General features: G+C 52.3%; 16 protein-coding genes. 9 read left to right on the forward strand and 7 right to left on the reverse strand.

Features of this window, described 5'->3' with window-relative positions:
• Positions 1-195: 195 nt before the first annotated feature.
• The 3 genes from C772_RS01365 to C772_RS01375 all read left to right on the forward strand — a co-directional run bounded on the left by C772_RS01365 (position 196) and on the right by C772_RS01375 (position 6,039).
• Positions 196-3,984: a S8 family serine peptidase gene (locus tag C772_RS01365; RefSeq protein WP_235046360.1), complete on the forward strand. Its 3,789-nt coding sequence runs from the start codon at positions 196-198 to the stop codon at positions 3,982-3,984.
• Between the two features lie 212 nt (positions 3,985-4,196).
• Positions 4,197-5,237 carry an SEC-C metal-binding domain-containing protein gene (locus C772_RS01370; protein ID WP_008296743.1) on the forward strand — a complete coding sequence of 347 codons (1,041 nt, stop codon included), beginning with the start codon at positions 4,197-4,199 and terminating at the stop codon, positions 5,235-5,237.
• A 115-nt stretch (positions 5,238-5,352) separates the two neighbouring features.
• Positions 5,353-6,039, forward strand: coding sequence for a hypothetical protein (locus tag C772_RS01375; RefSeq protein ID WP_008296744.1), 687 nt, complete (start codon positions 5,353-5,355; stop codon positions 6,037-6,039).
• Positions 6,040-6,122: 83 nt separating this feature from the next.
• Here the strand turns inward: C772_RS01375 and C772_RS01380 are convergent, their stop codons facing one another.
• A complete protein-coding gene (locus tag C772_RS01380; protein ID WP_008296745.1) occupies positions 6,123-7,451 on the reverse strand; it encodes an O-antigen ligase family protein in 1,329 nt (442 codons plus the stop codon).
• A gap of 268 nt (positions 7,452-7,719) precedes the next feature.
• Between C772_RS01380 and C772_RS01385 the strand changes: the two genes are divergently transcribed.
• The 3 genes from C772_RS01385 (at position 7,720) to C772_RS01395 (ending at position 11,286) form a co-directional block, all read left to right on the forward strand.
• On the forward strand, positions 7,720-9,126 hold the full coding sequence (locus tag C772_RS01385) for an alanine/glycine:cation symporter family protein (RefSeq protein ID WP_035000999.1): 1,407 nt from the start codon (positions 7,720-7,722) through the stop codon (positions 9,124-9,126).
• Between the two features lie 87 nt (positions 9,127-9,213).
• Positions 9,214-10,533 carry an NAD-dependent malic enzyme gene (locus tag C772_RS01390; RefSeq protein ID WP_008296749.1) on the forward strand — a complete coding sequence of 440 codons (1,320 nt, stop codon included), beginning with the start codon at positions 9,214-9,216 and terminating at the stop codon, positions 10,531-10,533.
• A 42-nt stretch (positions 10,534-10,575) separates the two neighbouring features.
• Positions 10,576-11,286, forward strand: a complete 711-nt coding sequence (locus C772_RS01395) for a glucosamine-6-phosphate deaminase (protein ID WP_008296750.1) — start codon at positions 10,576-10,578, stop codon at positions 11,284-11,286.
• A gap of 51 nt (positions 11,287-11,337) precedes the next feature.
• Here C772_RS01395 and C772_RS01400 read toward each other — a convergent pair whose 3' ends face one another.
• The 3 genes from C772_RS01400 to secA2 all read right to left on the reverse strand — a co-directional run bounded on the left by C772_RS01400 (position 11,338) and on the right by secA2 (position 15,256).
• The gene (locus C772_RS01400; protein WP_008296751.1) at positions 11,338-11,892 is read right to left on the reverse strand and encodes a hypothetical protein; all 555 of its coding nucleotides are present in this window, start codon (positions 11,890-11,892) and stop codon (positions 11,338-11,340) included.
• 116 nt (positions 11,893-12,008) lie between these two features.
• Positions 12,009-12,902 carry an accessory Sec system S-layer assembly protein gene (locus C772_RS01405; protein WP_008296752.1) on the reverse strand — a complete coding sequence of 298 codons (894 nt, stop codon included), beginning with the start codon at positions 12,900-12,902 and terminating at the stop codon, positions 12,009-12,011.
• Entirely contained in the window at positions 12,899-15,256 is a 2,358-nt protein-coding gene (gene secA2 / locus C772_RS01410) for an accessory Sec system translocase SecA2 (RefSeq protein ID WP_008296753.1), read from the reverse strand. The genes C772_RS01405 and secA2 overlap by 4 nt, the downstream gene beginning before the upstream one ends.
• 254 nt (positions 15,257-15,510) lie before the next feature.
• Between secA2 and C772_RS01415 the strand changes: the two genes are divergently transcribed.
• On the forward strand, positions 15,511-16,554 hold the full coding sequence (locus C772_RS01415; protein WP_008296755.1) for a glycosyltransferase family 4 protein: 1,044 nt from the start codon (positions 15,511-15,513) through the stop codon (positions 16,552-16,554).
• A 627-nt stretch (positions 16,555-17,181) separates the two neighbouring features.
• Here C772_RS01415 and C772_RS01425 read toward each other — a convergent pair.
• The 3 genes from C772_RS01425 to C772_RS01435 all read right to left on the reverse strand — a co-directional run bounded on the left by C772_RS01425 (position 17,182) and on the right by C772_RS01435 (position 20,026).
• Entirely contained in the window at positions 17,182-18,225 is a 1,044-nt protein-coding gene (locus C772_RS01425) for an LCP family protein (RefSeq protein ID WP_008296757.1), read from the reverse strand.
• A complete protein-coding gene (locus tag C772_RS01430; RefSeq protein ID WP_008296759.1) occupies positions 18,222-19,244 on the reverse strand; it encodes an LCP family protein in 1,023 nt (340 codons plus the stop codon). Before C772_RS01430 ends, C772_RS01425 begins: the two co-directional genes overlap by 4 nt.
• Positions 19,245-19,393: 149 nt before the next feature.
• Complete coding sequence (locus C772_RS01435; RefSeq protein WP_008296761.1) at positions 19,394-20,026, reverse strand: YigZ family protein; 633 nt, start codon at positions 20,024-20,026, stop codon at positions 19,394-19,396.
• Between the two features lie 123 nt (positions 20,027-20,149).
• Between C772_RS01435 and C772_RS01440 the strand changes: the two genes are divergently transcribed.
• Both C772_RS01440 and C772_RS01445 read left to right on the forward strand, forming a co-directional pair.
• Positions 20,150-21,328 carry a sensor histidine kinase gene (locus C772_RS01440; protein WP_008296763.1) on the forward strand — a complete coding sequence of 393 codons (1,179 nt, stop codon included), beginning with the start codon at positions 20,150-20,152 and terminating at the stop codon, positions 21,326-21,328.
• Entirely contained in the window at positions 21,325-21,999 is a 675-nt protein-coding gene (locus tag C772_RS01445; protein ID WP_008296764.1) for a response regulator, read from the forward strand. Before C772_RS01440 ends, C772_RS01445 begins: the two co-directional genes overlap by 4 nt.
• Positions 22,000-22,117 lie beyond the last annotated feature (118 nt).

Raw genomic sequence — 22,117 nt, forward strand, 5'->3', positions numbered from 1 at the left:
GAATAAAAGCCCGACAGTCCTTCGTAGACCGAAAGACCGTCGGACTTTTTTTGTGTGTGAAAATTTACCTACTCCAAATTCTGCTAATAGATTCTTCCGGCATATTCCTGAATTTTGAATATAATGATAAATTCATAATTGCCACTCTATTAAGGAGTGAAATCATGAATTCATAAGGGGGAAAATGGCTTGAAAATGATGAAGCGGGCATTGCTTTTGGCACTCGCGTTTGTCCTTTCATTCAGCACGGCTGCCTTCGCGGCAATTCCGTCAGCCGGCAACGTGCCGGCTTCAGGCAAGCTTGCGCTGGAAAAGCCTGCGCCGAAGCTGCCTGAGCGGCTGGCAGATCCGGAAAAGCCGGAGGAAGAGGTGCGGGTTATCGTCGAGCTGAATGAAAAGCCGGCGATCGAGGAAGCGACGAACAGGGGAATTCTTTACAAGGACCTCTCCAAGTTCCAGAAAGAAAGCACACAACAGAAACTTAAAAACGCTCAGCAAAATGTGCTGAAGAACGCAAAAGCCAAAGCGCCGAGCATGAAAGTGAAAAACCAGTTCACCACGGTTTTCAACGGATTCTCGGCAAATTTGAAAGCGAAAGAAGTAAAGGCGCTTTCCAGCCTGAACGGCGTCAAGGCGGTCTATGAGACAACCGAATATGAACGCCCGGCGGAAAAGCCTGAAATGATCTCTTCCAAGGATCTCGTACAGGCCCAGCGTTTCTGGGAAGAGTACGGATTCAAAGGTGAAGGCATGATCGTTGGCGTCATTGACACCGGCATGGATCCGAAGCACCGTGATATGGTGCTGACAGATCCGTCCACAGGTGAGCTGACGAAAGCGGAAGTTCAGAAGGAACTGGCTGCGGGAACGCTGCAGGGCGGTAAATACTATACGCCTAAAGTTCCGTTCGGCTACAACTATATGGATGAAAACGACATTATCGGCGACATTGCACCGGATGCATCCATGCACGGCATGCACGTGGCCGGAACTGTCGGGGCTAACGGTGATGAAGAAAACGGAGGAGTGAAAGGGGTCGCACCTGAAGCGCAGATTCTAGCGTTGAAGGTATTCGGTAACGATCCGAACTATCCGTCCACTTACGGAGATGTATACGTTAAGGCTATGGATGACGCCATCCAGCTTGGCGCTGACGTCCTGAACCTGAGCCTCGGCTCCACTGCAGGCTACGTCGATGAGACAAGCCCTGAACAGCAGGCGGTCTCCCGCGCTGTTGAAAACGGGATTCTGGTCGCGATTTCTGCAGGGAACTCCGCGCTCTATGGAGATGGCTACTTCTATAACTATGCGGAAAACCAGGACTATGGCGTGACAGGATCCCCGAGTGTTTCGAAGGATTCTCTCGGGGTCGCATCGTTCGAGAACGATATTGTCCGTACGATGAGCTTCGGCTATTCAATCGGCGGCGGTGAAGAAGAGCGGAGCGGCTATTTGCTTGCCAATGACGTTGATCCACTAGCCCAAGAACAGAAGACGTTCGAAATCGTGGATGCCGGCTTCGGTCATCCGGAAGACTTTGAAGGCAAGGACTTTGACGGCAAGTATGCCCTCATCTCCCGCGGTGACATTGCATTCACAGAAAAAGGCCTGAACGCACAGGCAGCAGGTGCAGCAGGCGTCATTATCTACAACAATACGGCTGGCACCATCAACATGGCATCCGACCCTGCGATCCGGATTCCATATATGTCGATCCTCCAGTCGGATGGTCTGGCAATGTCTGTGGCGGCAAAGGCCGGCGAGGCTGTCACAGTCACATTCGACGGTGAATATGTTGATACGCCAAATGCCAATGCAGGACAGATGAGCGATTTCACATCTTGGGGTCCGACACCGAACCTGGACTTCAAACCTGAAATCACCGCTCCCGGCGGCAACATCTTCTCCACACTCGAGAACAATCAGTACGGCATCATGAGCGGTACATCGATGGCGGCGCCACACGTTGCGGGCGGTGCAGCACTCCTGTTCGAACGCGTCGATGAAGAGTTCGGCCTGACAGGGCGCGAGCGTTCCGAATTCGCCAAGAAACTCCTCATGAACACGGCCAAGCCGGTCGTTTTCGATGAAGAAAACGGTGACTACGTTTCGCCACGCCGGCAGGGCGCAGGCCTGATGCAGCTGGCAAACGCCCTCAACACAGATGTTGTGGTCACTGAATCGGCAACAGACGAAGCCAAAGTGTCGCTGAAGGAAATCAAGAACAATACAGTCACCCTGTCACTGACAGCGGAGAACTTCTCCGATGAAGAGAAAACATATAATGTCTCCACTGAAGTCCAGGCGGACCAGCCGGTTAACGCGAGCGGCTACCTTGTAACAGCTTCTAATCTCATGGGCTCCATGGTTCTCACAGAAGATGTGACAATTGATGCGCCTGAAACCGTAACAGTTCCCGCCGGTGGCACAGCATCTATCGAAGTTTCGATCGACCTTTCGGATGTGGAAGATTTGAGGACGATCTTCACGAACGGATACTTCGTGGACGGTTTTGTCTTCCTGGAAGACCCGAATGAAGACATCACAGGCAATGTCCCGCTTTCCGTGCCATTCTTTGGTTTCAACGGCGGCTGGGATGACGCTCCGATCTTCGACTACTTTGCATGGGACGAGCTTACTTACTGGGGCTACACCGCCCTTGCGGATGAGCAGGGCGAGTTTGTCGACGGAGGCGGAAACTTCGATACGGACCGCTTCGGCTTCTCCCCGAACGGCGACGGGCTCCGTGACCAGGTCACACCGGTCTACTCGCTGTTCCGGAACGCCAAGCAGATGGAAGTGAATGTTTTGGATGCGGAAGGCAAGAAAGTCCGCACGATCCGGACTGCTGCCGACCTCCGCAAGCACTACATCAGTTCCGCTACGGCACTGCCGTATACGTACAGCATGAACTATGCGTGGGACGGCAAGATCAACGGCCAGCCAGCAGAGGACGGCCAGTACTTCATCGAACTCAAGGCGGTCATCGACTTTGAAGACGCCGAATGGCAGTCGATCAAGTTTCCTGTTAAGGTGGACACCGCAGCACCTGAAGGCGAGTTCTCTTACAATCCGGAAACCGGTGTCGTGACTGCCGGCAACTTTACGGATGAAGGAACAGGCGCAGATGTATGGGAAGTCATCCTAAACGGTGAAACAGTCGATACACTGCCGGTCAGCGAAACCACTTTCGAAATTGCAGCGGATGAGGACGATGAGCTGAAAGCGCGTGTCTATGATGCGGCAAAGAACGTGAATGAGTATGAGATTTCCACAGAACCTGCAGAGAAGAACCCGCCGGTTATCTATATCGATGATCCGACCAACTTCTCCGTATACGATACCAATGAAGTGACAGTGAGCGGGCATGTCGAAGATGAATCCGCAGTGTCTTCCGTTACGGTAAACGGGGAAGCGGTTTCTGAATTCGACGGCACAAACTTCTCCCACACCATCACGCTGGAAGACGGATTCCAGACAGTGAAGGTCGGTGCGACGGACGAACACGGCAACGAGATGTCCATCGCCCGCAGATTCTTCGTTGATGCGACGGCTGCACAGCTTTCCATCAAGTCGAAGCTTCCTAAAAAGACCGAAGAAGAATCTGTCACTGTTCAGGTACAAGTGAAGGATAACTTCGATGACATCCGGCTCTATGTAAATGACAGCGAAGTGTTTGGCAATGACCTCGGCGAGCCATACGGTGCAAACAGGAGCTTCGATCAGACAATCGAAGTGGACCTTCCGCTCGTTGAAGGCAAGTTCGACTACACCTTCAAGGTGGTAGACCTCGGTGGACACGAAACCACTGAGACGGTCACAATCGAACGGAAGCCGGCAAAAGGCAAAACGCCTGGACCGGGCAAGCCGGATAAACCAGGTAAGCCAGGTAAGCCAGGAAAACCGGGTAAGCCTGAAAAACCAGGCAAACCAAGTAAGCCCGGTAAGCCAAGCCAGCCGGGACAACCGGTACTCTATTATTGACATAATCGGTCAATGAAACAGGCAATCCCGAAATCCGGGATTGCCTGCTTTTATTTCATTGTAACAAGCATGTAAAGGCCCTCTTTTTTTAAAATAATGAAATGAGAAATACATGGCTGGAGAATATGGTACAATAAGGATTCACAAAGTTTTACAAAGAGTTTATTCGGTATTTGGTTTTATGATACAATCGCCATGAATGAGGTGAAGAAATGGCAGAACGAATTGGTCGGAATGACCCATGCCCGTGCGGCAGCGGAAAGAAGTATAAAAAATGCCACGGCCTTCTTAACCAGACAAATATCGAGCAGCTGATCGATGAAGAGCTTAATCAAGTGATTGGGCAGTTTTATACAAGGGTTCCGATCCCGGCCCATGTAAAGGCAAATGCACAGCTGTTTACGGAGTGGGAGCGGAGACTGTCCCCATTCTATGACAGGGAAACTATACATAGCCAGGCTGTCGATTACATGTATCTATTGCAGGCACCTGAATATTGGCAGTCCCACGTCCGCCAAAGTTCTGAGAAATCCTCCAGGCCTGCGGTCAAAGATGTACTGTCTTCATGGGGATCGCCAATCAGTATTTTTGGCAAAGTTGAATCAATATCTGAAAGTGTTGCATATCTACGTGATGTGCTTGGCGGCGGCAACTATACGCTCCAGTTGCCGGACGACATGGACCTTTCTATAGGGGAGGCTGTATTCGGCCATTTCCTTCAGGACAACCGCTTGGAGGACAGGATCATGCTCATGAACGGACTGGTCTTCCTTGAGTCAGGAAATCCTGATGTAATCAGTGCTGCAGAGTGGTTAAGAGAAAAAAAGAGCCACTTGGATCAGCGGGAATTCCTCAAGCTTTATGCGCTGGACCTGTATGAAATGATCGGTCGTGATGAATCTGTTTTCCCTGCAGCATCCGTAGCTGAAGAAAAGGGCCAGACAGATAAGGGCGTTGAAGATGAGGGATCGGATGTTTTGTCGCTTCTTGGCCAATTCCTTTCGGAGAATGAAGTGGAATCATCCGGGCTTGAAGAAAAGACCGGCTATTTCCTGCAGCAGGTGAATCCGAAAGCACGCAAGCCGGAAGGGGTTGCTGCCGGTGCAATTCGCTACGGACAGATGGCAGGATTGCTTGAAGATCTTGACATTCCCAAGACAAGAATTGCCGAACATTTTGATGTATCTCCTTCAACCGTGCAGAAGTATGCAGATGATATGATGAAATTCCATGAGGAAAAAGCAAAGGTTTAAACTTTAAAGCGCCTGACCGTTTGAAAAGACGGTCGGGCGCTTTGAATATCCTGTTCGTTTCGGCATTCCTGTTAGCGGGTATTTTTAATGTACGACCCGACAGGAGGGAAACGATATGAACCGAGAATTTGATCCAAAACAAAACAAGCAACCATTGGAAGATGCCCATTTTGCGGGGTTGCCTGAAGCAGCCGGTCCGTTCATGGAAACCGGGCGGACTGATCCTCCGTCGCCTGAGCTGGACGGGGATCTGACGAGTGCGACGATGCCATCTGATGCGCTGCTGGAAGATAACCTGCACCCGTCCGAACAGCGGGGCTTCTATAATGCGGAGGACCGTGAAGAGGCGATCAGGGAAGGCCGGCTTGAAGAAGACGGCCGCATCGGTGTGGCGAAGTCTGAAGAAGGGATTGCTGTTACCGGCGGGGACCGGGATGTGCACGATACGTTCCGGAAACCGGATAATGGGGACAGCGATGTCGTCGGAATCGAGGATGGCAGCGTGAATGCCCCTGGAATCGACCGGGCGCCTGATGAAGGATCCGTCAGCATCGGTCCGGATGCAAGGGAGTTCAAGGAAGAGCAGTTGAACCGGAGCGGCAGCAACGCTGCCTCGGAAGGCAGGATTCCCGCCGAACTGGTGGATGAACAATATTATGACGGCGGAGTGCCTGCTCCCGGTGCGGACCCAAACCTTGGACCTGCACCGTTCGGCGAGGAAGTGGAACCGGTCATCGACAATTATGAATCCAACGTGACACGGGACCGGATTGATGATCGCCATCGGGAGAGATTCCTGTAGATTCCCTAAGTGTAAATATCCTATATTGCAAAAGCACCCGCCTCATCATGAGTCAGGTGCTTTTTGTATTTATTATCAATTGTTCAGAGTCCGGCTTGCCGCTTAATGGTGGATTTTCCAAGATAAAAGAACATGGCGAGCATAATCATAAAGTAGATACTGACTGCGGGAGCGAACCAGATATGGCCTGCTACGAATGATACCCCAAGGACAAGGAGGCCGCTGAACGCAAGCAGGATTTTTCTGTCGTTTCTGTTTTTGGAAAACAGCTCCTGAACACCCGTCCTGATCGCTTTATAGACAAAGTAAAGCATGCCGCCCGTCATGACGATTCCAAGGATCAATCCATAGGAGAAGAAGAAGTCAAAGTAATCCATCTCAACCATCTTTGCCTCTTTCTCATACTCAGAAGCGTACCCCATGCCGAATACTTTGCGGAGCGGGTGAGCGTCTTCGAAGAATTCCGTGTGCATGAGCACGAAGAGATCTCTGGAAGAAAGGACTTGTGTAAGCACCGGGTGGCTCATTGCCCGATAGCGCTGATACATGTTAATCTGCTCTACAATTTCTGGCGTGTAGTGCTTTTCTTTTTCTTTGTACATTTCCTGCCGGATTTGATTATGTTCTTCAACCACTTTCGCATTCTCTGCAACCGGAGACTGCAAAATGCCAAAGAAAGTTCCGGCTAATGCAATGAAGATAACTGCAGACTTGATCCAATTTTTTCTCAGCAGCAACAATAATGCCATACATAGTGAAAGTAAGATAAATGAACCTGTCGCAACTTTAGTTCCGATCAGGTAAACAGAAATGGTAATGCCGATTATAGCTATAATGGCCAATGGATCCCAAGTCCGTGTCCTTAAATAGTACAAAAGCGTAAAGGCAAACAAGATGACCAGGATAGCCCCGGTTTCATTGGCGGCATTAAACCAGCCGATCGAACCTGCGAAATAACTATTGTAGGACTCAAAAGAGATGCCAAATATTGTTGGAAGTACGATGATTCCAGATACTACGATGGCATTGATGGATAATGTTTTCAGGAGTTTTTCAAGTGTGATCAGCTTTTCCTTAAAGATTATGTAGAAGGCGATGAAAAGGAAAATTGGATATAGAGTTTTGACCAAGAAAGTGATCTCAGCCCCGAAACTGAACGGATCTTTGAAGAAGAAGTTAACGACAAGGCTGATAAGAAAGTAGAGGCCCAGTATGCCAATCCAAGTCAACGGCTTCCACTGCTTATTTGAAATGTAATGCTCAAAAACAAAGTAAATGACGTATAGCAAGAACACAGCCCTGATGATGATTCCCACCGAAAGTGGAGTATTGAAGACGTTTAGCATCAGGCTGGTAACAAGGTCTAATATCGGCTGTAGTAAAATAAAATAAAGCCATAACTTCTCTTTCAAACTGTACACTCCTCGACTAACACTGATTAAGACGCTCGATTAATTACAAATCAAGAAAAGGTTACTCTATCAACCCAAGAGCGTCAAGTTTATTATTGTTTGAGACGAATTTATCTTAAAATTGTTTCATTATATTATCACATTTAACTATTGGACAGGCACCTCTCTGCGGATATCCAATTCATATGCTTGTTTGTTGTAAAGTAGGGAAAGAAAAAGAGAATGCCAGGTGGGGCAACTTAAATACATATTGAAAGGGGAACCGAAAATGTTCCAGGAAGCGCTTGAGTGGATTGTCGGAAAGGGGAATGACCTTCTTTGGTCATATGTTCTGATCTATGTCCTCCTCGGTATCGGAGTGTGGTTCACGATCAGGACCAGGTTTGTACAAGTGAGGCTGTTCGGAGAAATGTTCAGGTTGATCACCGAGAAAAAAGAAGACAAGGACGGAATTTCGCCGTTTCAGGCGTTTGCCATCAGTGCGGCATCGCGTGTCGGGACCGGCAATGTGACCGGTGTGGCGCTTGCAATCGGAATCGGCGGGCCGGGTGCGGTGTTCTGGATGTGGATGGTTGCCCTTGTCGGGATGGCGACTGCTTTTATCGAGAGTACGCTGGCACAGGTGTATAAAGTTCGGGACGGGGATACGTTCCGGGGAGGGCCTGCCTATTATATGGAGAAAGCGCTCGGCAACCGGCCGATGGGCATTGTTTTCGCCATCCTGTTGACGCTGTCTTTCGGATTCATCTTTAATGCAGTTCAGGCCAATACCATCAAGGAGTCGTTCAGCAGTGTGTTTGCACTTCCTGACTGGGCAGTCGGCCTTTTATTGATCGGCCTTACCGCAGTGGTCATTTTTGGCGGTGTCAAGAGGATAGCGAGTGTGACACAGTTTCTGGTCCCGATCATGGCGGTGATTTATTTGCTTGTCGTGCTGGTCGTATTGGTCATCCATCTCCGTGAAGTGCCTGCAATGTTCTCTCTGATCGTTTCCGAGGCATTCGGCCTGCGGGAGGCAGCGGGAGGCGCAGTTGGCGCCGCCATCATGCAGGGCGTCCGCCGGGGCTTGTTCTCCAACGAGGCCGGGATGGGCAGTGTGCCGAATGCAGCGGCTACGGCCAGTGTTTCACATCCTGCCAAACAGGGTCTCGTACAGAGTCTGGGTGTCTTTTTTGACACGATCATCATCTGTTCGGCAACCGCCTTCATGATCATCCTGGCAGGAGTCTATGACTCAGCTGAGCAAGAGGGGATTGTGCTGACACAGGCATCTCTGGATGTGCTGGTCGGTTCCTGGGCCCCTTATTTCATTGCGGTCGCGATTTTCTTCTTTGCATTCAGTTCAATTCTCGGGAATTACTATTATGGTGAATCGAATATCGAATTCATTCACCCGAACAAGGCATGGCTGACGATCTACCGCATCGGTGTCCTGGCCATGGTCATGTTCGGTTCGCTGACACAGGTTCAGCTTGTCTGGAACATGGCGGATCTGTTCATGGGCACGATGGCCATCATCAACCTCATTGCGATTCTTCTCCTCGGGAAAGTGGCTTATCAGGTGCTCGAAGACTTCATGCTGCAGAGGCGCAGGGGGGAGAATCCGGACTTTCATGCATCCTCCATCCCCGGACTCAAGGGGGCTGAATGCTGGGAAGACAGAGAACAGGGATAACTATGCAGAAGAAGCTTCCGGTTTACGTGACGGGTACACAATAGTAAAATAAGTAGGCACTGTCGACAGCAGGAGGGAAACTCATCAATGGAATATAGCATCATCAGAAATCTAATCGTCGAAATCCCGCAGGTGCCGGGGAATTTCGCAAAGGTCGTCTCGGTAATCGGTTCTGAACAGGCTGATCTTGGAGACATTGAAACACTGAAAATCGGAACCCATTCAACAATCCGGGACATTTCTGTCCAGTTTGAGGACGAAGCGCATATCGAACGTGTCGTTGAGAAAATCAACCAGATAGGCGGGGGCATCACGATCCATGCGGTATCGGATGATGTGCTGAAGGCACATGAAGGCGGGAAGATCCATATGGGCAGCCGCAGGGAAATCCGTTCGCTCGGTGACCTTCGCCGTGTCTACACACCGGGAGTGGCGAACGTCTGCAAGGCCATCGAGAAAGATCCCGATCAGGCCAACTACTTCACCAGCATCGGCAACAGCGTCGCCATCGTAACGGACGGCACCGCGATCCTGGGCCTCGGCAATATCGGGCCGGTCGCGGGAATGCCGGTCATGGAAGGGAAAGCGGTCCTGTTCGACCAGTTCGTCGGCATCAGCGGCGTGCCGATCCTGCTGGATACAAGTGATCCGGATGAAGTGGTCGAGACGATCAAGCATATCCATCAAGCCTACGGCGGGATTCTCCTTGAAGACATCGGTTCGCCTCACTGCTTTGAAATCGAGGACCGTCTCAAGGCGGAGCTTGATATTCCCGTGATGCATGATGATCAGCACGGTACGGCCGTAGTGACGCTTGCAGCCATTCTGTCCGCCTGCCGGACAGCGGGTGTTGACCTGGCAAAGGCGAAGGTCGGCCAGATCGGCCTCGGAGCAGCTGGCCTTGCCATCTGCAGGATGCTCATGGCCTATGGGGTAGAAGAAATGTACGGCAGCGATCTGAGCGACGATGCCAAGGACCGCCTTGAAAAAAGCGGCGGGACTGTCGTTTCCTCTGTCGATGAAATCATGGAGAAAAGTGATATCGTTGTCGCGACTACAGGCGTGCAGGGCCTGATCAAGAAAGAGCAGGTCAGGAAAGGCCAGATCATCCTGGCACTGTCCAACCCTCATCCGGAAATCAAACCGGATGATGCGCTTGAGGCAGGGGCTGCATTCGCGGCGGATGGCCGTCTTGTAAACAATGTGCTTGGCTTCCCGGGCATTTTCAGGGGCGCGCTTAATGCCAAGGCGAAGGAAATCTCCTACCCGATGCTGATTGCAGCCGCACAGGCGATCGTGGACAGCACGCGGGAGGGAGATCTCGTCCCGCATCCTCTTGATCCGAACGTGCACGTGGCAGTGACTGAAGCGGTCGAGCGGGCAGCGAACACCGGGCAAGTTCAATAAGGGTCCATCAGGAATGGACCATAAACGAAGGACGTGAAATAATTGGCGAAAAACATTCGGTATGTGAAAGTGGCGGACAAAAATGAGGCTGCAGGGATTGTTCTTGAGCGGATGCGCGAGGAACTGGCAGGCGGCCTGGAAGTATTGGGCCTGGCGACAGGCAGCACGATGGAACCGATTTATGAGGCATGGGCCGGCTCGGATCTTGACTTCTCGGGTGTCACCTCGTTTAACCTGGACGAATATGTCGGCCTGGGTGCGGATAATGCGAACAGCTATGCCTGGTTCATGAACCAACATCTGTTCAGCAAGAAGCCGTTCAAAGAGACAAATATTCCGGACGGCACCGCCGACAACCTTGCAGAGGAATGTGAGGAGTATGAGGCCCGCCTCCGTGATGCAGGCATCGACCTTCAGTTCCTCGGTGTCGGGGAAAATGGGCATATTGCATTTAATGAACCGGGCACACCGTTCACATCGATCACGCACGTGACCCAACTCACCGATTCGACACTTGGTGTCAACAGCCAGTATTTCGAAGACCGGTCCGCAATTCCTGAAACGGCGCTGACGATGGGGATTGCCTCGATTTTATCTGCGAAGAAGATCATTCTCATCGCATTCGGAGAGAAAAAGCGGCATGCACTGGAGCAGCTGGCAAAAGGTCAGGAAACAACTGAGTTTCCGATCACGGCACTTTTAAGCCATCAGGATGTGACCATCATCACCGATCTCGACAACATCCAGCCATAATCAAAGGATCCCGCAAGCCATGTTTGCTTGCGGGATCCTTTTTGATTTTTATCAGAGCCTTGGCTGTCCGGGGCCTTCCAGGTCATCGAAGAAATCGTCAAGCGGCTCCTGTTCATCATAGCGTGACAGGCGCTCTTCCTCGCTCAGCATGTTCGCTTCGCTGCCATCATAACGGCCTGTCGGATCGCCGTAAACTGCCTCGGTCCCATAGTCGGCGCGGCTGCCTTCAGTTACATCCTCAACGGCCGCTTCTCCGCCTACCGCACCCAACTCCGTAAAATCGGAAACCGGCTGCTGTTCCGAGTAGCGGGAAGCCCACTCAGAAGTGTTGTCCTGTTCGCCGGCTGACTGGCTGCCGATATCAGGGACTGCATCAAGCTGGGCACCGTTCTGGTATTGGTTGCGTGTCTGGTATTCAAATTCACCGGCCGCATGCTTCCGCTCCTGGCCGTTCCAGCCGGTACTGCTATGATCCTGGCCGGAACCGTCTTCCATCTTTGCTCCATGGCGATCTTTCACGTCACCGAAAATCTCTTTCGTCTTGCCGGCCAGTTCTTCAAGGGAATCTTTCGCTTTGTTGATGAACTCCTTGTTGTCTTGTCCCATCCGAAATGCCTCCTTTTGGATTCTAATGGTCTTCTATAGAATTCCCGCATCTCAGGATTCGTAAACAATTGGCCGAAACAGAAAAAAACCGGCCGATCGCCGGCCGGCAATTCAAGTTATCTTGGAACACGAGCCGTCCAGCGGGACAGGTCGGCGTCAGGTTTTTGCACGGAGTCCGCCGGGAAGATGAATGTCCACGGCGTGGTCGTGTTGGCATCCACCTCAAGCGGCGGCAACTGGAACGTTCCTTTGGCGATAAGGTCGCCGGCTCCGTCAATCACTTCAAGCGGCAGCTGTTCAAGATTGATGCGGCGCGAGTAGCCGTTCCGGATCAGCAGAGCGACCGCCAATTTGCCGTCTTCCTGATAAAGAGCCTGGAAACCTGTCATGTTCAGCTCGCGCGGCTTCAGTTTCGGGAGGGAGTCGACAACCTGCTGAAGGGCTTTTTTCTGGTTGTCTGCTAGGCTCTGCTCCCACTCCGGTTTCAGCGCAAGACGGTGCGGCATAAGCGACTGGACGTTGAAGTTCAGCGTCCAGCCGGATTCCGGAGCTTCCTTAAGGAACTGTTCATTCTTGCTGAAGACGAACACCCAAGGGCTAGCGGTAGCAGGTTTGATCTCACCGAGTTCCTGCATGTCAAATTCTTTGGAGGCTGCCAGCTTGCCGTCTTCGGTCACGAGTAGCAGCTCGACAGGCCCCATCTTGACAGGCTGGCTGACCGAGGACCGGAAAAAAGCCTTGACGAGCCAGTCTCCGCTCCGGTCATCCACATCAATATCGATCCCGGCAAGGGACAGCTGATTCGGTTTCAGAGGATTAAGATCGTTTGCAAGGAACCGGAGCACATATTCCTGTTCCTGGGGCACCGTCCATTCCGGGTGAAGGCTGAGGATTGTATCGACGAGCTTGTCTTCTTCACTCACAGATTGGATATCTGTCAGCTCTTCGGATGAGACTGAACTGTCCGCACCTTTTCTTTCTGTTTTTCTGAATCGGGAAAAGAGATTCATCTGATCGCCTCCTGTTGTTGTTCCAGCAGCCGGTTCATGTCCCTGAGGATGATCCGGCGCATTTCCTGGAAGTGTTTTGCGAAAAGGTGAAGCCCTTCGCGCTGGTAAATCCGCATCGGGTCCTCCTGCTGATAGCGGCGGAGACCGATGCCTTCTTTCATCCGGGTCATCGCTTCAAGGTGGCGGACCCACATCGTATCGACCCGTGATAGGATCAGGCGCCTCGCCACAGATGCATACTGTTCATCTTCAAGAGCCGCGTGAAGCTTGTCCTTTGAATCTGTGACGGCCTCTTCGAGCGACTGGCGCAGCTCTTTCTGTCTGGTAATGCCAGTATCGATGGCAGGAGCAGCAGGGAGGAGGGAGGCAAGCACGTTCTCCAGTTCCTGGAGGTCCCACTCATCCGAGGCTCCCTGTTGCGGCGCATGTTCCTCGATTTCGAAGTCGATGGTGTCATCGATCAGCTTATCCAGAAGCTCTGAGAGTTCACTTCCATTCAGTGCCTGGTTGCGGAATCCGAAGACGACCTTGCGCTGGTCATTGATGACATCATCCAGCTTCAGGTTGTACTCACGTTGCGAGAAGTGGGCGCCTTCGACGATGCGCTGTGTCCGTTCGGTCAGCTCATGGACATTGCTGTTCAGAACAAGTCCGTCATCATCTGTCTTGATGTTCTTCTTGAACTTCTCCGTGTCGTCTTTTGCGAACCGGCGGAACATATCGTCTTCAAGCGAAATGAAGAATCGGCTCTCGCCGGGATCACCCTGGCGGCCCGAGCGGCCGCGCAATTGATTGTCGATCCGACGGCTTTCATGCTTTTCAGTACCGATCACATAGAGCCCGCCTGCATCTGCTGCGCCTTCTCCGAGCTGGATATCCGTTCCGCGTCCCGCCATGTTCGTTGCGACGGTAATGGTGCCGTACTGGCCTGCATCCGCAATCAGCTGGATTTCCTGCTCGACGGATTTGGCGTTAAGCAAATGGTAGGGGAGATTGTATTTGTCGAGATAGTCCGCCACAGCCTCAGACTGGAGGATCGATGTCGTGCCGACAAGGATCGGCTGGCCTTTAGTGTGCCGTTCTTTGACTTCACGTGCGACCGCTTCATATTTATCATGGGTGGTCAGATAGACACGGTCAGGCTGGTCGATCCGCTGCTTTGGTCTGTTGGTCGGAACCTGGACCACTTCCATCCCGTAGACACTCCGGAATTCCTTTTCCTGCGTTTTCGCAGTTCCTGTCATCCCGCACAGTCCCGGATACATGCGGAAGTAGTTTTGGATGGTGATCTGGGATTGCGCCTTGTTCTCCTCTGTGATCTCGACGCCTTCTTTTGCCTCGATCGCCTGGTGGAGCCCGTCGGAAAGGGAACGGCCTTCCATGATGCGTCCGGTGAACATGTCAACGAGCGCGATCTTGCCGTCTTCCGTGACGATGTAGTCGACGTCCTTCTTGAAGATGACATGGGCCCGGACGGCCTGGATCACATAGTGATACAGCGTCTGGTGGTCCATTTCGTACAGGTTGTCGATGCCGAATGCCTTTTCGACTTTTCCGATGCCGGCATCGGTGAGCGTAACGGCTTTTGTCTCCGGATCGAACTCATAATCGACATCCATTTCAAACCGCTTCATCAGAAGGGCGGCAATGCGATGCAGTTCGGCTGCGGGCTGCATCTTCCCGGCAATGATGAGCGGCGTCTTGGCCTCGTCGATCAGGACGCTGTCCACTTCATCGATGATGGCGAAGTGGTACGGACGCTGGACTTTCTGCTCCGGCTCGGCGACAAGGTTGTCACGCAGATAGTCGAAACCGAATTCCGTCCCGACGCCGTAGGTGATATCCGCCTGATAGGCAGCCTTTTTCGCCTCGGGGTCCATCATCGGCACATTCAGTCCGGTATCCAGTCCGAGGAACTGGTGGATCTGTCCGATTTGCTCAAAGTCGCGGCGGGCAAGGTAATCATTGACGGTGATAACATGGACGCCCTTTCCGGACAGTGCCCGGACATAGGAAGGGAGGGAAGCGACAAGCGTCTTTCCCTCACCGGTTGCCATCTCGGCAATATTTCCTTCTGCCATGACCAGTCCGCCAATCATCTGGACATCGAAGTGGCGCATGCCGAGCACACGCTTGGATGCCTCGCGCACGACAGCGAATGCCTCGGCTGTGATGGCTTCCAGCTTTTCACCTTCAGCAAGCCGGTCGCGGAAGCGGGCGGTCATGCCCCTGAGTTCATCATCAGACATTTTTTCATAGACAGGTTCAAGCTGGTTGATTTGGTCAACGGTCTTTTTATATTTTTTGAGCTGCCGGGATGTGGTGGCAGCCGGTTTTCTGAAGAGAGATAACATGATGGATGCTCCTTTAGATGAAGTCCTTGTGCGGACACTGTTTCATTTTAGCAAAAAGGCAGGCAAAAGACTACTTTACCTGAAACTTCATCGTGGTTGGAACGTCCCATATTCAGGACCGTTTGACTTATGGTTTTCAGGGAATGGATAAGTAAAAAAGCTCTGTTCTCCGGTCAGATGGTGTTTTTGACAATTTATCATGCTATAATACTTAAGATCAAAATAGATGGATTCATCTTTTTGGGAGGATCGATATGACAATCCTGCTGACAATGGTCGCAGCCTTCGTTGCTGCGCTCCTGTTGACACCGCTGGTAAAGCGGCTTGCGATCCGCCTCGGTGCGGTCGACAAGCCCAATCATAGAAAAGTTCACGCAAGAATCATGCCTCGAATGGGCGGGCTGGCGATTTATGCAGCTTTTGTCCTCGGCTACGTCCTCCTGAGACCGGAAAGCGAATATGCGGCAGCCATCATGATCGGTGCGACAATCATCGTACTGACCGGGCTGCTGGATGACTTCCTGGAAATTACCGCAAAGGCCAAGATGGCAGGGCAGCTGCTTGCTGCCGGAATCGTCGTCTTTTATGGCGGGCTGGACATCGACTTTATCAATCTGCCGTTTGGCGGCACAATCGACTTTGGTTACCTCAGCATCCCTCTCACGATTCTCTGGATCATTGGGATCACCAACGCCATCAACCTGATTGACGGCCTCGACGGCCTGGCTGCCGGGGTATCGACGATTGCCCTCATTACGCTCGCCGTGATGGCCGGATTTATGGACAACATCTTTGTTGTAGCAGTGGCGGCGATCCTGGCTGCATCCTGTGCCGGCTTCCTTGTTTTCAACTTCCATCCGGCAAAAATCTTCATGGGGGACACCGGTTCACTGTTCCTCGGATTCATGATCTCTGTACTGGCGCTGACCGGCTTCAAAAACGTTACGGTCATCTCGCTCGTCATTCCGATTATTATCCTCGGGGTACCGATTTCCGATACATTCTTTGCGATCGTGCGCCGGATCCGGATGAAGCAGCCGATTTCGGCACCGGACAAATCTCACCTTCACCACTGCCTTCTGCGGGCAGGTTTCTCTCACCGTCAGACCGTTCTGATCATATACTCGTTCGCGGCGCTGTTTGGCCTGGCTGCCATTCTGTTCTCGCAGGCAACCGTATGGGGCGCATTCCTGATCATCGGCATCATGCTCCTCGTCATTGAACTGTTTGTCGAGATCATCGGGCTTGCCGGACAGAACTACTACCCGCTCCTGAAGCTGGTTAAGGTGAAAAAGTGAACAGTAACAGGTGAACAAGCCATCACTCATTATTTTGAGTGATGGCTTTTATATTCGGCAAAACAGGAAACGAGGGTGCCTGAACCCTGTACAGAGATAGGAATTCCTTTTGGGATTCGTAGTGGAACTCGCTTTTTCTCAGATAACCTTTTTTCCCGCGCGGCCTGGTGTAAGGCAGACAAGGGCGGATTCCGTTATCAATCATGACCTTTGCTATGTGAGGCGTTTTGTATCCAGCATCAGCAGCAACGGCAATCGATTTTGAAAGCATATCCATCACCCGTTTTGTAGTCTGTTAACTCGATTATAGTAACAGGTACCGTTTGCCTCAATAAGCCTTATGGCGCGGATCGAAGCGGAGGGCCCGAGACACCTGCGGGAAAAGCGTTAGCCGAAGGCCCCGCAGAGCGCAGCTCGAGGAGTGCAGCTAATGCCGCTCAACGCTTTCGCTTTTGAGCGCAGACGCCAAACTTCGCATTGGCGTCGGCAACGCCCGCGGTAAGCGAGGGCCCGCAGCAGAAATCCGAAGGATTTTCAGTAATAGAAAAAACTGTAGACAAAGGAGTATTCCACTCACTTTGTCTACAGTCTGACCCCATCCGAAATTCGGATGGGGTTTTTGTATGTTCACTCCGGCTGGTGGCCGGCAGCAAAGTCATCGTCATCTTCTTTATTGCCCTCAGTCAGGCGGGTGGAGCCCTGTTTCAGGCCGAGGTGGACCTGGAGGTTATCCTTTACATCTGCAAGATTGCTTTCGTCCAGGATCCAGTAGTAGGTGCCTGTACTCATGTCATCGGTTCCTGCTAGCTGTAGCGGTTCGATCTCCGGCATGCCGTTCTTAAGGTAGGCCGCGAGGGACATCAACTCATCCATCTTCATGTTCGTCTTCATGTTCTTGCCGATTGCATCCAGCACATCACCGTATTTGGTAAGCGACTTGACGTCCGTCGCTTTGTCGGCGAGGGCTTCCAGGATCATCTGCTGGCGTTTGCCGCGTTCGATGTCGTTGTCGAGCATCCGTGTCCTGGCCAGGGCCAGGGCATGCCGGCCGTCCAGTTCCTGGAGGCCGGGCTCCAGCTGGATGGTGTACTGGTCGTTCTCGTCTTTCTCGAGCCGTTCGTAAGGGACATCCACTTCGATGCCGCCGAGCGCGTCGACCACATCGATGAAGGCATGGAAGTTCATCTCCACATAGTAATCGATCGGGATGTCCAGCAGTTCTTCAACCGCATCCATCGACGCTATTGTCCCGCCGTAGGCATGGGCATGGGTGATTTTGTCCTTGTAGCCCACTTCAGGAATATAGACAAGAGAATCACGGGGAATGCTCAACAGGCTGACCGATTTGTCCTTGTTGTTCAGAGTGGCGACAAGCAGGGCGTCGGACAGGCTGCTGTCCATTCCCTTGCCGCGCACTTCGCTGTCATCGACCCCGACAAACAAAATCGAGACATTGTCTTTAAGCGGCTCGACCTGCTCATCCCGCAGTGCCGACTGGTCACGGCCGATTGATTCATACGCCTCATTGGCGGCACTTTCCGCTTTCTGCATCAGGTGGACGGCATAAGCCGCCACACAGAGAAGCAGGCAGAGGGAAGTGATGATCAGGCCCTTAAGTATCGGCTTGCGCCTGGCCTTCCGCCGTTTTTTCTGATAGTCTTTCCGTTTCATGTGGATGCCCCTCCGGCTTCGGAGCCGTCCTCGCTGCCGTCTTCCGTGCCTGGCTGTTCAAGGCCCAGGTGGGAGCGGAGAAGCTGTGACGTCTCTTCCAGTTTTTCCTCGTCCAGACGCCAGTAATAGGCGCCTGTTGTCATATCATCATAGCCTTCCAGCGTGATGGATTCAATAACGAGTTTTCCGTCCTGCAGATAAGCGGCGAGTGCCTTCATATCGTTGAAGGACAAATCGGTGGTCATATTGTCGCCGATCGCCTTGATGACATCGCCGTATCTGGAAATGGAAGAGACCGAGCTCGCCTTGTCCATGAGTGCTTCCAGAATCATCTGCTGGCGCTTTCCGCGCTCCACATCATTATCGAGCATCCGTGTCCGGGCCAGTGCGAGGGCATGCCGTCCGTCCAGTTCCTGGACACCGGGTTCGAGCTGAATCGTATATTGATCGTTTTCGTCCTTTTCCAGTCGTTCATAGGGAACATCAACCGTGATCCCGCCAAGTGCATCCACCACATCAATGAAAGCGTGGAAATTCATCTTGACATAATAGTCAACCGGAACATTCAGCAGCTCCTCGACAGTCTCGATCGTTGCTTCCGGGCCGCCGAATGCGTGGGCATGCGTGATCTTGTCCTGATAGCCGACTTCGGGAATATAGACGAGGGAGTCCCGGGGGATGCTGACCAGCTTGACCGATTTGTCGTCGTTGTTGAGCGTGGCGAGCATCACGGCATCCGAACGGCTGTGTGATTCGTTCCGCACCTCGCTGTCATCGACGCCGATAAACAGAATGGATACGTTGTCCTCGTACGGTTCGACTTTCTCATCCCGGAGTTTCGACCCGTCCCGGTCAATGGATTCGAAAGCGCCGTCGGCGGCAATCTGGGCCTGGCGGTACAGATAGACCGCATAAGTGCCTGCGAGAATCAGGAATGCAGCGACCAGCACGCCGATGACTTTCAGGATGGTCTTTTTCCTGGAGGATGATTGCTTTTTCCGATATTCAGATCTTTTCATTTTGTCGCTCCTCCGTACAGGGTCGGGGCGGTTTCCGCGTCCGGGTAATCGGACGCTTTAAATAGTCATTGGTTCCGTTTGTTCCTCCCTGACGCCAATCCTATTTATTATACTACCTGCACCGGCCCTGCGTAAAACGGAATAGCGCTTTATGCGTCGAACTCCAGAAATTCCTTCCGCTCCAATCCGACAGTTCCCTGGCCATTTGTCAGATTGGCGATCCAGTCGCGAAATTTGTCTTCTTCTGCTGCCGGCACATAGACATAAGCCGATACCGCTTCGGCATAATCCAGGCGGTCCAGGGGGTAAGGCGACATATGAAGCTCATTTTCGACTTTTCCGAGCCAAGTGTAGTCAATTGTCACTTTCATGAGGTGGTGGAGCCGCCGTTCGACAATCCCCGTGTGGTTCAGCACATCGGAGACCGCGCTGCCGTAAGCCCGGATCAGTCCGCCGCCGCCCAGTTTGATGCCGCCGAAGTAGCGTGTCACGACAACGACAGTGTCCTTCAGGTTCTGCTTTTTGAGCACTTCAAGCATCGGGACGCCCGCAGTGCCGCTCGGTTCGCCGTCATCATTGGCTTTCTGGATCTGATCGTGCTCGCCGATCAGATAGGCCGAGCAGTTATGGGTGGCGGAATGATGGGCCTGCTTGATTTTCGCGATGAAGGCCATCGCCTCTTCTTCGGTCTCGGCACGGGCCGCATGGCCGATGAAGCGGGATTTTTTGATGATCAGTTCGCTTTCTCCGTTTCCTTTCACGGTGCGATAGTCGTCTCTCATGTCATCAGCCTCCTTGCTGTAATGTAATTTTAATATATTTCAACCGCTGTAATGCTATAATAAACACAGTCTAAACTCAAATGCCGGAAATTACCGGTTCCGGATGATGAGGGGATAGAAGAAATGCCTGTAGATAAAGTAGACATACATGCACTCGATGCGATCTTCAGCTCGATGGTCCGGTCGCTTGACCAGTCCAAAAGCGATATTTTCATTATTAATGAAGAAAGCCGCCGTCAGCTTGAAGAGCTGAGGGAGGATCTGAGACGGACCGATGAAGAAATTTCCCGGGCAATAAAGGAAGGGGAGAAGCTGTCGGCTGCTTCCCTGGCGGCGCGGGAAAAGCTTCAGCACGTCTCTGTCCATTTCGCTGACTATACGAAGGATGAAGTGCGCCAGGCCTATGATTCCGCACATGAAGTACAGCTGGAATTCATGCTGAACAGCACGAAAATCCGCCAGCTGAGTGACCTGAAGCTCCATCTAGAGAACCGCATCCGGACATACGAGGATTCGATGGAACGGGCAGATCATCTGGCCGGCCACGTGAACATCGTCACGAAGTACCTCACTTCGGAACTGAAGGATGTCGGCCCCGCGCTGGAGTCGGCCAAGATGCGCAAGCATTTCAGCATGAAAGTGCTGGAGGCCCAGGAGGAAGAGCGGAAGCGGCTTTCCAGGGAGATCCATGACGGCCCTGCCCAGATGATGGCGAACCTGGTGATGCAGCTCGGACTCGTTGAGCGGGTGTTTAATGACAAGGGAATGGATGCCGGGCTTGACCAGCTCGGTTTCACGAAGGAACTCGCCAGAAACACGCTGTCTGAAATCCGGCGGATCATCTACGATCTCCGGCCGATGGTGCTTGATGATTTCGGGCTAGTGCCCGCGCTCAGCAAGTATGTGGAAAAGATGCAGGATTACCATCCGGACATCCGGTTCACATTCGAATCAAAAGGGATCATGGCAAGAATTCCTCAGAGCACCGAAGTGGCCGTTTTCCGATTGGTCCAGGAAGCTGTCACAAACGCCATCAAGCACAGCGGGGCTGCAGTGATCGATGTCCGGATTGAGATTTGTGAAAACTGGATCCGGGCCTCGGTCACCGATGATGGTCGGGGATTTGATCCGTCAGAGACCGGCGATTCATCGTTCGGCCTCCAGGGCATGACGGAACGTGTGGCACTACTTAAAGGCGAATTTGAAATCAGGACAGAGGAAGGGGAAGGGACTGAAGTGCTTCTCACCCTTCCGCATGATCAGCACGCAACAGATAAAGACGCAGGGGGGAAATCAGGATGACGAACATTATTATCATCGACGATCACCAGCTCTTCCGCGAAGGCGTGAAGCGAATTCTGGACTTTGAAGAAACATTCAATGTAGTGGCAGAAGGCTCTGACGGGGAAGAGGTCATCGGACTGTACGAGCAGCACAATCCGGATGTCGTCCTGATGGACATCAACATGCCGGGCAAAAGCGGGATTGAAGCGACCGGTGAGCTGATGGCCGCCCATCCGGAAGCAAAGATCATCATCCTCTCGATCCATGACGACGAGTCTTATGTCACGCATGCAATGAAGACCGGCGCGCTCGGCTACATGCTGAAAGAGATGGATGCAGATGCCATCGTCCAGGCCATCAAGGTGGTGGCGGCGGGCGGATCGTATCTCCACCCGAAAGTCACGAAGAATCTGGTGGCCGAATTCCGCCGCCTAAGCGCGAAGGAGCATCTTGGTTCGTTCCACCAGGCGGAGATCCGCCGGCCATATCACCTTCTTACCAAGCGGGAATGCGAAGTGCTCCAGCTTCTGACCGACGGACAGAGCAACCGTGCCATCGGGGAATCGCTGTATATCTCCGAGAAGACGGTGAAAAACCACGTTTCCAGCATTCTTCAGAAAATGAATGTCAACGACCGAACCCAGGCTGTCGTCACGGCCATCAAGAACGGCTGGGTGGAAGTTCGCTGACTGCATATTAAACTACTGCCCGGACTTGTCCGGGTTTTTTATGTGCAGATTTAAAATCAACTGCTGAACTTTTCGTTCACCGCTTCGTCAAATGTATCGGATAGTCAATCCGTTGCAT

It is taken from the genome of Bhargavaea cecembensis DSE10 (assembly GCF_000348905.1).
In the GTDB taxonomy this organism is placed as follows: Bacteria; Bacillota; Bacilli; order Bacillales_A; family Planococcaceae; genus Bhargavaea; species Bhargavaea cecembensis.